Raw genomic sequence first — 15,227 nt, 5'->3', positions numbered from 1 at the left:
AGCCCGGATGCAATCCTGACCCTTCCCCCGCTGATCACCGGCAGCGATCAGATGAACCGATGCCCCTGAAACGGGTTCCAGCCCTGCTCCCCTTTGGTCTGTTTCAGGTAATAGGCATAATTGGTCAACATGCCATACAGCACGGCAAAGGCCACACTGATGCCCTGGTCCAGCGCCCGAGGCACCGCATTACCCGTGGCAGCCTCGTAAACGCCTTCAAGCAGCCCGATGCCCATAATGATGGCCAGCATGACCAGGTTCTTCTTCCACATGCCCAGGACGAACCAGTAGATCGGGCCAAAGAAGAATCCGAGGAAATTGTTGTTGATCAACAGTTTCTTGCGAAACGGCAAGGCGCGAAAAGCAGCTTTGTAACTCGTTTCACGTGGCCCTCCATGCTGATCGAAGAAAGCGAAACGCTCCTGCCATTTAGGCTTGAGGTTGGCGTAATCGGCCTGGATTTGTGGCGTGCTTTGCATAAAAATTCCTTTTCAAATTGGTTCCGGTAGCCCACACCAGCAGCATCGCAAGCGCCGCGGCCGGGGCGAAGATTAGATCATCGGCGATGGCCGGCAACAAGCGAGCAAATGGCCACTATGTCGACCCGTTCGCATAATGGAATGTCCCTGTAGCGCACTGCCCTCCCTTTCAACGCATCGAACACTGCCCGGCTCCAGACAATCGCCAAGCCACTTGAGTTACCATACCGCCCTCCCTCGAGGGCTACCTTGGCGCTGTCATGACGCCAGATGCCGAAGCCTTCATGTCCCAATCCAACAGGTCATCCATGCGTCTGTTTCACACCTCCGACTGGCACCTGGGCCAAAGCCTGCACGGCCAGGAACGCGACTTCGAACACGCCTGCTTCCTCGACTGGCTGCTCGGCCAGCTGCGCTTGCGCCAGCCCGATGCGCTGCTGATCGCCGGTGATATCTTCGACACGGTCAACCCACCGGTCAAAGCCCAGGAGCGGCTTTACGACTTCATCGTCCAGGCCCACGAGCAACAGCCGAAGCTGGATATCGTGATGATCGCCGGCAACCATGACTCCGGCTCGCGCATCGAGCTGCCCGCCGCGCTCATGCGCCGCCTGCGCACCCACGCGCTGGGTCGTGTGCACTGGCTCGACGAAGGCCAGCTGGATGCCGAACGCCTGCTGATCCCGCTCACCAACAGCCGCGGCAAAGTGGCGGCCTGGTGCCTGGCCCTGCCCTTCCTGCGCCCGGCCGAGGTCACCGGCCCGCAGTTGGGCGACGACTACCTGCAGGGCATCAACCAGGTGCACCAGCAACTGATCGCTGCCGCGCAGAAAAAACGCAAGAAGGACCAGGCGCTGGTCGCCATCAGCCACGCGCATATGGTGGGTGGCTCGGTGTCCGAAGACTCCGAGCGCAGCCTGATCATCGGTAACGCCGAGGCCCTTCCGGCCAAACTGTTCGACAAGGCCATCAGCTACGTTGCCCTGGGCCACCTGCACAAGCCGCAGAAGGTCAACCGCGAAACCCGCATCCGCTACAGCGGCTCGCCGATCCCATTGTCGTTCGCTGAAATCAATTACCCGCACCAGGTGCTGGAAGTCGAGCTCGAGAGCACTGAACTGGTCAGCGTCGAAGCGCGCCCGGTGCCGCGCGCCGTGGCCCTGCAGCGCATCGGCCCTGCGCCGTTGGGCGAACTGCTGGAGCAACTTGCCGAGCTGCCGGTGATCGACCTGCTCGAAGACCCCAACCGCCAGCCCTGGCTCGAAGTGCGTGTGCTCTTGGACGAGCCGCAGCCCGACCTGCGCCAGCAAATCGAAAGCGCATTGGAAGGCAAAGCGGTGCGACTGATCCGCATCGGCGCCGAATATGCTGGCCGTGGTAACGACGAAGAAAGCGATCTTGAGTTCGTCGAACTGTCGCAGATGACCCCGCAGGACCTGTTCAGCCGCGCCTGGGAACAGGCCTATGGCAACCCCGTCGACGAACAGGCCCTGGCCGACTTCGCCCTGTTGCTGCAGGACGTTCAGCTGGAAGAGGAACAGCCATGAAAATTCTCGCCATTCGCCTGAAGAACCTGGCATCCCTGGCCGGCCCGGTCGACATCGACTTCACCGCCGAACCCCTGGCCAGTGCCGGGCTGTTCGCCATCACCGGGCCGACCGGTGCCGGCAAGAGCACCCTGCTCGACGCCCTGTGCCTGGCCCTGTTCGGCACCGTGCCGCGGCTCAACGCCATCGGCCGCGAAGCCAAGGTGCCGGACGCCGATGGCGACATCCCCACCTCCGACCCGCGCAACCTGCTGCGCCGCGGTACCGGCAGCGGCTTTGCCGAGGTCGATTTCATCGGCATCGACGGCCACCGCTACCGCGCGCGCTGGGAAGCCAACCGCGCCCGCGACAAAGCCAACGGCAAGCTGCAGCTCAGCCGCCAGAGCCTCTACGACCTTGACAGCGAGCAGGTGCTGGGCAGCGGCAAGAACGAATACAAGCAGCTGATCGAAGCCCGCCTGGGCCTGAACTTCGAGCAGTTCACCCGCGCGGTGATGCTGGCCCAAAGCGAGTTCAGTGCCTTCCTCAAGGCCGACGACAGAGAACGCAGCGAGCTGCTGGAAAAGCTTACCAACACCGCCATCTACACCCGCCTCGGCCAGCGCGCCTTCACCAAGGCGCGGGAAACCGGCGAAGCGCACAACGCACTGAAAGACCGTGCCAGCCACCTGCTACCGATGGTCGCAGAGGCCCGCGCCGAACTCGACGAGCGCCTGGAGCAGGCGCAGCAACAATTCAAGAACCACCAGGCGCGGCAGCGCCAATTGGAGCAACAGCGCAACTGGCTCAACGAACAGCGCCAACTGCAAGCCCAGCACAGCGAAGCCAGCGCGGCCTTGCAGGCTGCCGAGCAAGGCTGGCAAGCCCTGGCCGAGCAACGCCTCGACCTGCAACGCCTGGAGCGCCTGGCACCGCAGCGCCACCAGTTCCACCGCCAGCAAGTACTGACCGCGCAACTGGCGCCCTTGGCTGCGCAGATCGCAGCGCAACACCAGCAGCAAGGCGAGCTGCAGACACGCACCGGCGAACTGCAACAGGCGCTGCTGGCGGCCCGCCAGGCACTCGCCGACAGCCAGGCCCAGCACAGCGAAAACACCCCGCGCCTGCGCCAGGCGTTCGCCGGCCAGGACAGCCTGGCACGGCTGGACAATGAGCTGACAACGCAACGCACGGCCAGCCAGCAGGCCGACCAGCACGTCGCCGAAGGGCAGCAGCAACTGCAGCAGCTGGAAGAAAACCAGCAGCGCAGCCTGCGACAACTGGCACAGATCGATGAGGCACTGGCCGGTAGCCAACACCTCGCCGGGTTGGCAAACGCCTGGCAGGCCTACCTGCCCCAACTCAAGCAAGTGATGCTGATCGGCGGGCGACTGAGCAAGGGCCGCGAAGAGCTGCCGGGCCTGCAGGCTCAGGCCAGCCAGGCCAACGTGCAGTTGCAGGCGCAGCGCGACCATTACGAACTGCTGTTCCGCGAAGCCAAGGCCGAACCACAGGCGCTGGCCGAGCAGATCGACCTGCTCGGCGGCATGCTCCAGGACAATCGCAAACAGCAGCGTGCCGTCGAAACACTGTCGCGCCTGCATGGCCGCGAGCTGGAGTTGCGCCAGCAACTTGAGGCCATACGTGAGCGCCAGCAGCAGGCCATGCAACAACGCCAGCAACTGATCGGCGAAGGGACTGCAGCCAAGGCCGAGCTTGAGGCCGCCGAGCAGGCGCTCACCCTCACCCGCCAACTGCTGGAGCGCCAGCGCCTGGCGCGTAACACCAGCGTCGAAGAGCTGCGTGGCCAGTTGCGCGACGGCGAGCCCTGCCCGGTGTGTGGCAGCGCCGAACACCCATTCCACCAGCCTGAAGCGCTGCTGCAAAGCCTGGGCCGGCATGACCAGGCCGAAGAGGACGCGGCGCAGAAGCAGGTCGAATCCCTCAACGGCAAGCTGGTGGAACTGCGCACCCAGCTTGGCGTGGTCAACGCCCAGCTCAAGGACTACCAGCAGCAACAGGTACAACTGAGCGAGCAATTGCAGCCATTGGTTGCGCAGGTGCAGGCTCACAGCCTGTGGCCTGCCCTCGCCCCCCAGGACGACAAAGCCCGCACGGCCTGGCTGGCCAACCAGCTGCAGCGCCTGGACGATGAAATTGCCAAGGACGAGAAACGCCAGAGCGCCCTGCTCGCCTTGCAAAAAGAGGCTGCCCGCCTCAACCAGCAATTGCAGGCGGCGCATGAAGCGCAACAGCAGGCCCAGCGCCACCTGGACCACCAACACCAGGCTCTGGCCAGCGACGAACAGCAGTTGCAGCAAGGCCTGAATGACCTGGCCAGTGTGCTGCCGGATGATGTCCTGAAGGCCCTAAGCGACGACCCAGCCAATGCCTTCCTCGGCCTCGATCAGCAGATCGCCCAGCGTTTGCAACAGCTGGAGCAGCGCAAAGACGAGCAGGAAGAACAGCAAGCCCGCCAGGTACAGCTGGACAAGCTGCGCGACCAGCAGCAGACACGCCTGCAGGCGCAGCAGCAGTTGCAGCAGACACTGGCCAGCCTTGTCGAGCAGCGCCAGCAGGCGCAGGCCAACCTCGCCGAACTGCTAGGCCAACATGCCAGTGCAGAAGCCTGGCAACAGCACCTGGAGGCACAACTGGAGCAGGCCCGTGCGGCCGATGCCGACACCGCGCAGCGCCTGCAGGACCTGCGGACCCAGGGCGTGAAACTGGCCGCCGAGCTTGATGCCAACGCCCAGCGGCAGCAGGCACTGGAGCAGGAGTGTCAGCAGTTGCAGGGCGCGATCGCCCAGTGGCGCAGCGAGCACCCCGAGCTGGATGACCGTGGCCTCGATCGCCTGCTGGCCATCGACGATGCGCAACTTGGGGCCCTGCGCCAGCAGCTGCAGCACGCAGAGAAAGCCATCGAACAAGCCCGCGTGCTGCTGCAGGAGCGTGAGCAGCGGCTTGAGCAGCATAACGCCCAGACACAGGGCGAGCTGCCCGCTGACGACCTGGAGCAGACCCTGGCCGAGCTCCAGCAGCACCTCAACGTTCAGGAACAACAGTGCGCCGAACTGCGCGCGCAACAGGCCGATGACCAACGCCGCCAGCAGGCGCACCAGGCCCTGGCCGCCGAAATCGAACAGGCCCGCGAGCAGTGGCAGCGCTGGGCACGCCTGAATGCGCTGATCGGCTCGGCCTCCGGCGATGTGTTCCGCAAGATCGCCCAGGGCTACAACCTTGACCTGCTGCTGCACCATGCCAACGCCCAGTTGCGCCAACTGGCGCGGCGCTACCGCCTGAAACGTGGCGGCAGCGCCCTGGGGCTGCTGGTGCTGGACACCGAGATGGGCGACGAACTGCGCTCGGTGCACTCCTTGTCTGGCGGTGAAACCTTCCTGGTCTCGCTGGCCCTGGCCCTGGGCCTGGCGTCAATGGCGTCGAGCACCCTGCGTATCGAGTCGCTGTTCATCGACGAGGGGTTCGGCAGCCTCGACCCCGAGTCGCTGCAATTGGCCATGGACGCCCTCGACGGCCTTCAGGCACAGGGCCGCAAGGTGGCGGTGATCTCCCATGTGCAAGAGATGCACGAACGCATTCCGGTGCAGATCCAGGTGCGGCGCCAGGGTAACGGCCTGAGTGATGTCGAGGTATGCGGGTGATCCTTTACTCGTTTCGCCGTTGCCCATGGGCCATGCGTGCGCGCCTGGCACTGCGCTATGCCGGGTGCGAGGTACACATCCGCGAAGTGGCGATGAAGAACAAGCCGGCCGAGTTGCTGGCTTTGTCACCCAAGGCGACGGTGCCGGTGCTCGACACCGGAGAAGGCGTGCTGGAGGAAAGCCTGGACATCATGCGCTGGGCGCTCGAGCGCAATGACCCGCAGGACTGGCGGCTGCAGGCTGACCCTGCAGCCGCACGACAGGCTGACCGACTTATTGCCCGCAACGACAGCGAATTCAAGGCGCAGGTCAACCTGTACAAATATGCCGAGCGATACCCCGAGCACACACGCGAACATTACCGTCAGCAGGCCGAGGCCTGGCTGGCGGCGCTTGAACACCTGCTAGAGGGCCGGCCCTACCTGCTGGCCCACCATCCAAGCCTGGTCGACGCCGCACTGCTGCCCCTGATGCGCCAGTTTGCCGGGGTCGAACCGCAGTGGTTCGCCGAGGCGGACTATCCGCGTGTGCGCAGCTGGCTGGAGGGATGGTTGGCGTCTGAGCTATTCAACGCAGTGATGGCGCGCCCCTGAATCGATAGTCACTCGATGAACTTCAAATCCGAAGGTGCGTCCTGCGCCAGGGTCTGCACAGTCTCACCCAGCTTGCCCGTACGCGGATCGCGGCGCATGACCACGATCTGGTTGCTCTTCTGGTTGGCCACCAGCAGGAAATTGTCACTCGGGTCCAGGGCAAACTCCCGCGGGTGGTCGCCTTCCACCGATCGACGCTGCAGGAAGGCCAGCTGCCCATCATCCTCGCCCACACTGAATGCAACGATCTCATTGGCCGTGCCGCGGTTGCTCACATACAGAAAGCGCCCGTCCGCCGAGAGGTGCAGGCCGCCTGCCGCCTTGGCCGCCGCGTCCTGCTGCTCGGTCAGCGGCAGGCGCTGGCGTTCGCGCAGGGCAGCATCCTCGACATCGAACATGACCACTTCGGCGCTCATTTCCAGCGTCAGATAGGCATGCCGCCCCTTGGCATCGAACAACAGGTGACGCGGGCCACTGCCAGCTGGCAGGTCGACCGATGCGGGGATGGCCGGGCTTAGCGGGCGGTCGGTGCTGGCGCCGTCGTAGCGGTAGATGAATACCCTGTCGGCCCCCAGGTCACTGGCATACAGGTGACTACCGTCCGGCGACAGCACCACTGAATGCACATGGGCACCGGCCTGGCGCTCGGGGTTCACCCCACTGGGCGCGTGTCCGGCCTGCTGCACCACATCCTTGAGCTTGCCGTCTTTGGCCACCGGTATCACCACCAGGCTGCCGCCCGGGTCTGGAGCAACGGCGTAGTTGGCAACGAACAAGTAACGCTGGTCGCGGCTGAGGCTGGCATGCGTCGGTTCGTCGCCACGGGTGGCAACCTGGTTCAGCGGCTTGATCTCACCCTTGCTGCTCACGCTGAAACTGCTGGCGTGGCCCTTTGGCGCCTCGTTGACCGCGAACAGTTGCCGCTGATCCGCCGAAAGCACCAGCCAGGAAGGGCTGACGCTCTTGACCACCTGCTGCGGCGCAGGGCCGATGAGGCCAGTCTTGCTGTCGAACTGGTAACGGTAGATACCTTGGCTCGCACCATCGGTATAACTGCCCACCAGCAGCGTGACGGCCTGGGCATTCAAAGTCAGGCTCATGAGGCTAGTGGCCAGCAGGCTGGTCCAGGTCGGGTTCATCGTCGTCTTCATCCGGGGCGCGAAAGGCACTCATACAGACTAGACGATGCTCGCCCTGGGCATCGTGCAGTTGCCACTCGTCACCGGCGCCGATGGCAGCGGCGACCTGTTCGGCAGTGAAGGCCCAACGCCGGTGTTGGCGGCCGTCCATGCATTCGACCGTCAGGCCTGTTTCATCGAGGTTGAAGTCGAAGGCGTGCAGGCCATCGATCAGTAGCATGTCGCAGGATGCGAGGGCGGTGGCGAGGGGAGACATGAAGGTACCAGCTGAAAAAGAGGCGACAGTATAGCCTTCGCGCCGCTTTGCAGCCCAGTCGCCGCAGTTAGTCGCCACGACAAACCGGCGATTGGGCCGCAAAGCGGCCCTCCACCATTCAATGGGCGAAGATCGAACCGCCCTGCTTGCCTGCCATCTTCTCGGGCTTGATCAGGAACCGCGCCAGTGCCGGCAGCAGCCACAGCGCACCGAACATGTTCCACAGCAGCATGAAGGTCAGCATCAGGCCCATGTCGGCCTGGAACTTGATGGCCGAGAAGATCCAGGTGCACACGCCGATGGCCAGGCACAGGCCGGTGAACAGTACCGCCTTGCCGGTCGAACGCAGGGTCTGGTAATAGGCTTCCTGCAGCGGTAGGCCGGCACGCAGGAAGCTCTCCAGGCGGCTGTAGATGTAGATGCCATAATCGACACCGATACCCACGCCCAACGCCACCACCGGCAAGGTGGCGACCTTCACGCCGATCCCCATGAAGGCCATCAGCGCATTGCCCAGTACCGAGGTCAGCACCAGCGGCAGCACGATGCACAGGGTGGCAGCAAAGGAGCGGAAGGTGATCAGGCACATCACCGCCACACAGATGTACACCAGGATCAGGATGGTCAGCTCGGCCGACTTGATCACCTCGTTGGTCGCAGCCTCGATCCCGGCGTTGCCCGCCGCCAGCAGGAACTGCAAGCCGTCCTTGTCATGGCTTTCGGCAAACGCCTTGGCAGCGCTGGTGACACGTTCCAGGGTTTCGGCCTTGTGGTCGTTGAGGAACACCAGCACCGGCGCCAGCGAGCAGTCGGCGTTGTACAGGCCGTCGGCACGGGCGATGGAGTTGTTGAGGATGTCCGGGTTGCGCGACAGGGTTTCCCATTTCAGGCTGCCCTCGTTCATGCCCTTGATCACCTGCTTGGACACCGTCACCAGGGAGATCGCCGACTGCACGCCGGGGGTGTTCTCCATGGTCCACATCAGCTCGTCGATCGGTGCCATGGTCGAGTGGATCGAGCAGCTCTCCGCCGGCGTCTTGACCATCACCACCAGCACATCGGAGCTGGTCGAGTAGTTGCTGATGATGAAGTTGTTGTCCTGGTTGTAGCGCGAGTCCGGGCGCAGCTCCGGCGCGCCCTGGTCGAGGTCGCCGATCTTCAGGTTCTGGCTGTACCACAGGCCACCAGCGAAGGCGACCAGGGCCAGGGCGATGGACACCGGTGCCACCTTGGCGCTGGCGAAGTTCGACAGCAGGCGCCAGAACGGATGCTCCCGGGTGGCGTCCTTCTTGCTGCGCTCGATGGCCTTTTTGCTGATGCCGATGTAGGAGATGGCTACCGGCAGCAGGATCAGGTTGGTGAAGACGATCACCGCCACGCCGATCGACGCACCGATGGCCAGCTCGCGGATCACGCCGATGTCGATGATCAGCAGGGTAATGAAGCCCACCGCGTCGGCGAGAATCGCGATCATCCCGGGCAGGAACAGCTGACGGAAGGTGCGCCGGGCAGCGGTCAGGGCATTCTCGGCGTCACTGGACTGCAAGGCGATGCCGTTGATCTTCTGCACCCCATGGGAAATGCCGATAGCAAAGATCAGGAACGGCACCAGCATCGAGTAAGGGTCCAGGCCAAAGCCCACCACATGCATCAGGCCCAATTGCCAGACCACTGCCACCAGGGTGGTGATCAGCACGGCGATGGTGCTGCGGATGCACCAGGTGAACCAGTAGAGCAGCACCCAGGTGATGACCAGCGCGACCCCAAAGAACATCGCCACCATCACCAGGCCGTCGATCAGGTCACCGACCTTTTTGGCGAAGCCGACGATGTGCACCTTCACATTGGGGTTCTGCGCCTGGAACTTGTCGCGAATTTTCTCCTCGAGCAAGTGCGAGAACTGCTGGTAGTCCAGCTTGACCTGTTTCCCGGGGTCCTGCGGATCGGGGTAGCTTTCCAGCAAGGGTACATCGACGATGCTGGACTTGAAGTTGTTGCCCACCAGGCGCCCGACCTGGCCGGACTTGAGCACGTTGTCGCGCAGTGAGTCGAGGCTGTCTTGCGAACCGTTGTACGTATTGGGGATTACCTCGCCGCCGGAGAACCCCTCCTCGGTGACTTCACTCCAGCGCACGCTGGGGCTCCACAACGACTTAAGGCCCGCGCGGTCGACGCCGGGGATGTAGAACACCTCGTCATGGATCTGGCGCAGGGTCTCCATGTAATCCTTGTCGAAAATGTCGCCATTGACCGCCTCGACCGAAATGCGCACGGTGTTGCCGAGGTTGGCCAGGTCGTTGCGGTGCTCCATCATCTGCTCGATGAACGGATGCTCGAGCGGAATCATCTTCTCGAAACTGGTCGAGGGGCGAATCTGCGCGGCCTGCCAGAACAGGAAGATGCTCACCAGCACGCACAGGGCGATGACCACCGGGCGGTTGTTGAAGATCAGCCGTTCCAGCAGCGTGGGTTTGTCTTGGTGGTGGGGCTGCATGATGCTCTCTCGGCTGGTCATGGGCGAGGCTCCTCGGCTGCCTGGTCGGCACCTTCGCCGGTGGCCAGATGTAAACCGCCCTGCCCTACCAGCAGCAAGCCGCCATTGGCCAGGCCACTGACACCGGCCAGGGCAATGCGGTCGGCGCGGTTGTAGACAGTGAAGCTCTGCCCGTCATCAATGCTGCGCAGCACGCTGCCGCCATTGCCGACCAGTATCAGGCTGCCATCATCCAGAAGCGTAGCGCTTGCCAGGCCGAATTCGAGGTTGCCGCGCGCGGCCTTGAGTTCGATCGGCTGCCAGCTATCACCAAAGTCCGTAGAGCGGAACAGGTTGCCGCGCAGGCCGTAGGCCAGCAGTGTCTGCGGCTGGGCGGTGCCGATCACGCCGAACAGCGAGCCCTCGTAGGGGCCATCGAGCTTGCTCCAGCTCTGGCCGCTGTCGCTGGAGCGAAACATGCTGCCCTGCTCGCCGACGATGAACAGGCCGGCATCCCTGATCTGGGCAATACCGTTGAGGTGCATCTGGTCGGGGTTGTCCAGGCGCTCGGCGACGTCCTGCCAGTGCTGGCCGCCATCGCGGGTTTCCAGCAGTGCGCCGTAAGCGCCCACGGCAAAGCCGTGCTGGGCATCGAGGAAAGTGACATCGAGCAACGGGGCTTCACGGGCAAGGTCTTCGAACTGCTTGCTCCAGGTCGCACCGCCATCGTTGCTGGCGAGGATCTGCGCATCGTGCCCGACTGCCCAGCCACGCTTGTCGTCGACGAAGAACACTGCGGTGAGCAATTGCCGGGTAGGCACCCGGGCCTGGGTCCAGGTCTTGCCCTGGTCATCGGAGAACAGAATGTGGCCGCGATCGCCCACTACCACCAGGCGCTTGCCAGCATGAGCGGCATCGATCAGCAGGCTCTGGCTGGCCTTTGCCGATTCGGTGGAATACTCCTGGGCAGCGGCGGCTTGCGTGCTGCCCGCCCACATCCCCAGTGCCAGCGCCAGCATTGCGCCGGCCGCCAACGGCCAGGCACCGCGCCTGGCCTGCGTCATTACCCGCTCCCTCATGACCGTCCCCTGTTTGTTGTTCTTGGTGGGTCTGTGCCTTGCAGGTACTGCGAAAACCTTGTGGTAGAGGCCTGCAATAGCTTCGGGCCATCGTAGCGGGGATGTTTGCGGGAATACAACGAGCGGGACGTTATGTTTTGTTAACCAGAAACAAGGGGCTGTTGCACAGCCCAATCGCCGGCAAGCCGACTCCCACAGGTACTGCACCGCCCTGAAGGCTTGTGCATTACCTGTGGGAGATCCCAGACTTTATGCCAGGCTTTTGCTCACCACTTCATACACATCGCTGGACAGCGCCCCGGAAGCGAGAATCCGCTCCAGCTCGCCCTTCATCAGCGCCTGGCGCGCGTCGTCATACTTGCGCCAGCGGGTCAGCGGTGCCAGTTGACGCGAAGCGATCTGCGGGTTCAGCGCATTCAGTTCGATCACAAGGTCCGCCAGGAAGCGATAACCCGAGCCATCGGCCGCATGGAAGTTGACCAGGTTCTGTCCGGCAAACGCACCGACCAGCGCACGCACCTTGTTCGGGTTTTTCAGGGTGAACGCCGGGTGCTGCATCAGCGCCTTGACCCGCGCCAGCCCGCCCGGCAAGGCACTGGCTGCCTGCACACTAAACCACTGATCCATGACCAGCGGGTTGTCCTTGAAGTGCTCGGCGAACGTTTCCAGGGCCTTGGCACGCTCGGCCTCGAACGGCGAATTGACCAGCACGGCCAGCGCCGTCAGCCGTTCAGTCATGTTGTCGCAGTTGTCGAATTGCTCAAGGGTCGCTGCCAGCACCTGCGGTTTACCGCTGAGCATCAGGTACGACAGAGCAATGTTCTGCAGGCTGCGACGGGCGAAGTGCTCGGCTGCGGCGACGTAGGCGGTGTTGCGCGAAACCTCGCGGTGCGCCTGATAGCGCGCCCACAGGCCATCGAACAACTGCTCGGCGATCTGCCGGCGGGCGAATTCGCGTGCCGTGTGGATGGCGTCGACATCAGCCACCTGGCTGATCTCGGTCAGGTAGGCTTCGCCCGGCAGCGACAGCATCTCGGCAACCATCGCGGCGTCCAGCGACTCGTTGGCCAGAACAGTGCCCAGGGCAGTGATCAAGCGCTGATCGAGTTTCAGTGCTTCACCACGCTGATGCTGGCCGATCAACTCCTGCAGTACCTGTACCGACAGTTGCTGACCCGCTTCCCAGCGGTTGAAGCCATCGCTGTCGTGCTGCATCAGGAACATCAGCTGGTCACGGTCGTACGGGAAGCTCAGCTTCACCGGCGCACTGAAGCCGCGCAGCAGCGATGGCAGCGGCTTGGCCTGGATACCTTCGAAAGTGAACGTCTGCTCGGCCTCGGTCACCGACAGTACGCGGCCAGTACCAACAGCGGCGGCCTCACCGGCCAGGCGCAGTGGCAGGTCGTTGCCCTCGGCATCCAGCAGGCCCAGCTCCACCGGGATCACGAACGGCAGTTTCTCGGCCTTGTCCGGCGTCTGCGGGCAGCTCTGGCGGAAGGTCAGGCTGTAGGTTTGTGCTGTGGCGTCGTAGACCTCGCTGACATCCAGGCGCGGCGTGCCGGCCTGGCTGTACCAGCGCTTGAACTGGGTGAGGTCGACGCCGTTGGCGTCTTCCATGGCTTTGATGAAGTCATCGGTGGTCACCGCCTGGCCATCATGGCGTTCGAAGTACAGGTCGCTGCCCTTGCGGAAACCCTCGGCGCCCAGCAGGGTACGGACCATGCGCACCACTTCGGCGCCCTTCTCGTACACGGTCAGGGTGTAGAAGTTGGAAATCTCGATGAAACTGTCCGGGCGCACCGGGTGGGCCATGGGCCCTGCATCTTCGGCAAACTGGTGGGTTCGCAGGTAGGCGACGTCCTCGATGCGCTTGACCGTGCGCGAGTTCATGTCGGCGCTGAATTCGGCGTCGCGGAACACCGTGAAACCTTCCTTGAGCGACAACTGGAACCAGTCGCGGCAGGTCACGCGGTTGCCCGACCAGTTGTGGAAATACTCGTGGGCGACCACGCCTTCGACACGCTGGTGGGCAGCATCGGTGGCGGTTTCGGCGCGGGCCAGCACGCAGCTGGAGTTGAAGATGTTCAGGCCCTTGTTTTCCATGGCGCCCATGTTGAAGTCGTTGACCGCGACGATCATGAAGATGTCCAGGTCGTACTCACGGCCATAGACTTCCTCGTCCCAGCGCATGGACTTCTTCAGGCTGACCATGGCGTGGTCGCACTTGTCGATGTTCTCGGGTTCGACATAGATGCGCAGGGTCACGTCGCGGCCGGACTGGCGCACGAACGTGTCCTCGACGCACCACAGGTCACCGGCCACCAGCGCGAACAGGTAGGCCGGCTTCATGAACGGGTCTTCCCAGGTCGCCCAATGGCGGCCATCTTCAGCCGGCCCGCTGCCGATCGGGTTGCCGTTGGACAGCAGCACCGGGTAGCGATGCTGCTCGGCGATCACCGTGGTGGTGAAGGTGCTCATCACGTCCGGGCGGTCGAGGTAGTAAGTGATCTTGCGGAAACCCTCGGCCTCGCACTGGGTGCAGAACATCTTGCCGGACTTGTACAGGCCTTCCAGCGCTGTGTTGCTCTCGGGGTGGATCTTCACGCTGGTGTCGAGGGTGAAACGCTCGGCCTTGGGGTGCAGCGTGAGGCTGTCGGCTTCGAGCTGGTAGTCGCTCGCCTGCAGTTGCTGATCGTCCAGCGAGGCGCGCAGCAGCTCGAGCTGCTGGCCGTCGAGCACCAGTGGCGGCAGGCCGGCACCGCGTGCCGGGTTGCGGCGCATGACCAGTTGCGCATGGACCAGCGTGTGGTCCTCGAACAGCTCGAAGGTCAGGTGCGTCTCGTCGATCAGGTACTCGGGCGCCTGGTAGTCCTTGAGGTAGATCACTTGCGGTTGTTCGGTACGCATGTGCAGGTCCTTTTTACTGGAGCACGGCCAACTGGTAGGCCGTGTACTTGCGAATATTGATCACGCCGGTGTCGAAGATCAGGTACTGCCCCTTGATGCCCAGCAGCGTGCCTTCCACCACCGGGTCCTTGTCGAGGTTGAAGCTGACGATCTTTTTCGGGTAGGCCTGGACCGGGTATTTCATCTGCACCACTTCGGCATCGGGCAGCGGCTGGATCGCCTGCAGGCCGAAGCGCGCCTGCAGATCGCGCAGGCCATCGGCGCAGGCATCGAAGATCTGCTCGCGAATGGCCACCAGGTCGAGCACCTCGGCGTCGCCCTTGAGCAGCGCGCGCCAATTGGTGCGGTCCGGCACCTGGCTGCGCAATACGTCTTCGACCAGGCCCGATTGCTGGCGGGTCGCCACGCGCATGATCGGCAACGCCTGGCTCGCACCCTGGTCAAGCCAGCGGGTGGGCAACTGCGTAGCGCGGGTGATGCCAACCTTGACCCCGGACGAGTTGGCCAGGTAGACCACGTGGTCGGTCATGCAGAACTGCTCGCCCCAGGACGGCTCGCGGCAGGTGCCGGCGTCGTAGTGGCAGCGTTCCGGCGCCATGATGCACACGTCGCACTGGGCCAGCTTGGTCATGCACGGGTAGCAGTAACCCTGGCTGAAACTGGTCTTGGTGCGTTTGCCGCAATGGCTGCAGTGAATGGCGCCGAGGTATTGCAGGCGCAGGGTCTGGCCGATCAGCGGGTTGACCGGCACCTGCGTGTCATCCAGGCGAAAGCTGTACTGCACCACGGGTGCTTCCAGGCTTACCGCCATCTTGCTCAAAGAGCCACGAGCGAGTTCGATCAATGTACCGAGTCCGACTTGAACAGAATGTTAGGGATCGGCGCAGACTTCGACGCGCACTCCTGGGGCCCCATGTAACCGGTACGCTGCTCTTCTGGCAGGTTCTTCATCTCCCAGGCGATCACCGCCTGCAGCGACAGCTCCTTCTGCTCGGCGGTGAGCTTGCGGCCATCGGACCATTTGCCGATTTCCACGGCCGTTTTCAGGCTTTCGTAGATCTGCGGCGTGATGTTTTCGATCATTTGCGCGAACGTGGACATAGCGTCTCCTAA

At 63.5% G+C, this 15,227-nt stretch carries 11 protein-coding genes; 3 read left to right on the top strand and 8 right to left on the bottom strand.

The window, feature by feature from the left end:
* Positions 1-47: 47 nt before the first annotated feature.
* Positions 48-479: a DUF2628 domain-containing protein gene (locus ACMGF5_RS16620; RefSeq protein ID WP_046786507.1), complete on the bottom strand. Its 432-nt coding sequence runs from the start codon at positions 477-479 to the stop codon at positions 48-50.
* 308 nt (positions 480-787) lie between these two features.
* On the opposite strand from ACMGF5_RS16620, the gene ACMGF5_RS16615 reads away from it, so the two are divergent.
* From ACMGF5_RS16615 to ACMGF5_RS16605, 3 genes are read left to right on the top strand one after another with little or no spacing between them, the layout of a single operon-like run.
* Positions 788-2,026 carry an exonuclease SbcCD subunit D C-terminal domain-containing protein gene (locus tag ACMGF5_RS16615; RefSeq protein ID WP_414157862.1) on the top strand — a complete coding sequence of 413 codons (1,239 nt, stop codon included), beginning with the start codon at positions 788-790 and terminating at the stop codon, positions 2,024-2,026.
* Positions 2,023-5,667, top strand: a complete 3,645-nt coding sequence (locus ACMGF5_RS16610) for an AAA family ATPase (protein ID WP_115275440.1) — start codon at positions 2,023-2,025, stop codon at positions 5,665-5,667. Before ACMGF5_RS16615 ends, ACMGF5_RS16610 begins: the two co-directional genes overlap by 4 nt.
* The gene (locus ACMGF5_RS16605) at positions 5,664-6,260 is read left to right on the top strand and encodes a glutathione S-transferase (protein WP_414157861.1); all 597 of its coding nucleotides are present in this window, start codon (positions 5,664-5,666) and stop codon (positions 6,258-6,260) included. Before ACMGF5_RS16610 ends, ACMGF5_RS16605 begins: the two co-directional genes overlap by 4 nt.
* Before the next feature lie 8 nt (positions 6,261-6,268).
* Here ACMGF5_RS16605 and ACMGF5_RS16600 read toward each other — a convergent pair whose 3' ends face one another.
* The 7 genes from ACMGF5_RS16600 to ACMGF5_RS16570 form a co-directional block, all read right to left on the bottom strand.
* Positions 6,269-7,399, bottom strand: a complete 1,131-nt coding sequence (locus ACMGF5_RS16600; RefSeq protein ID WP_414156980.1) for a lactonase family protein — start codon at positions 7,397-7,399, stop codon at positions 6,269-6,271.
* Positions 7,365-7,655, bottom strand: a complete 291-nt coding sequence (locus ACMGF5_RS16595) for a DUF5629 family protein (protein WP_080952127.1) — start codon at positions 7,653-7,655, stop codon at positions 7,365-7,367. Before ACMGF5_RS16595 ends, ACMGF5_RS16600 begins: the two co-directional genes overlap by 35 nt.
* A 118-nt stretch (positions 7,656-7,773) precedes the next feature.
* Positions 7,774-10,170 (bottom strand): efflux RND transporter permease subunit, encoded by a 2,397-nt coding sequence (locus ACMGF5_RS16590; RefSeq protein ID WP_414156979.1) that lies wholly within the window; start codon positions 10,168-10,170, stop codon positions 7,774-7,776.
* On the bottom strand, positions 10,167-11,207 hold the full coding sequence (locus tag ACMGF5_RS16585; RefSeq protein WP_115275652.1) for a WD40/YVTN/BNR-like repeat-containing protein: 1,041 nt from the start codon (positions 11,205-11,207) through the stop codon (positions 10,167-10,169). The genes ACMGF5_RS16590 and ACMGF5_RS16585 overlap by 4 nt, the downstream gene beginning before the upstream one ends.
* Before the next feature lie 249 nt (positions 11,208-11,456).
* Positions 11,457-14,114 (bottom strand): aminopeptidase N, encoded by a 2,658-nt coding sequence (gene pepN, locus ACMGF5_RS16580; protein WP_115275651.1) that lies wholly within the window; start codon positions 14,112-14,114, stop codon positions 11,457-11,459.
* A gap of 13 nt (positions 14,115-14,127) precedes the next feature.
* Complete coding sequence (locus ACMGF5_RS16575; RefSeq protein ID WP_042111277.1) at positions 14,128-14,958, bottom strand: DUF2797 domain-containing protein; 831 nt, start codon at positions 14,956-14,958, stop codon at positions 14,128-14,130.
* Positions 14,955-15,215, bottom strand: coding sequence for a YeaC family protein (locus ACMGF5_RS16570; RefSeq protein WP_196997725.1), 261 nt, complete (start codon positions 15,213-15,215; stop codon positions 14,955-14,957). Before ACMGF5_RS16570 ends, ACMGF5_RS16575 begins: the two co-directional genes overlap by 4 nt.
* Positions 15,216-15,227: the final 12 nt, after the last annotated feature.

The sequence above is a fragment of the Pseudomonas sp. BNK-15 genome, assembly GCF_047456105.1.
GTDB classification, from domain to species: Bacteria; Pseudomonadota; Gammaproteobacteria; order Pseudomonadales; family Pseudomonadaceae; genus Aquipseudomonas; species Aquipseudomonas putida_E.
Note: the sequence above shows the minus strand (reverse complement) of the source record. Positions and strands in the feature narration are given on the sequence as shown.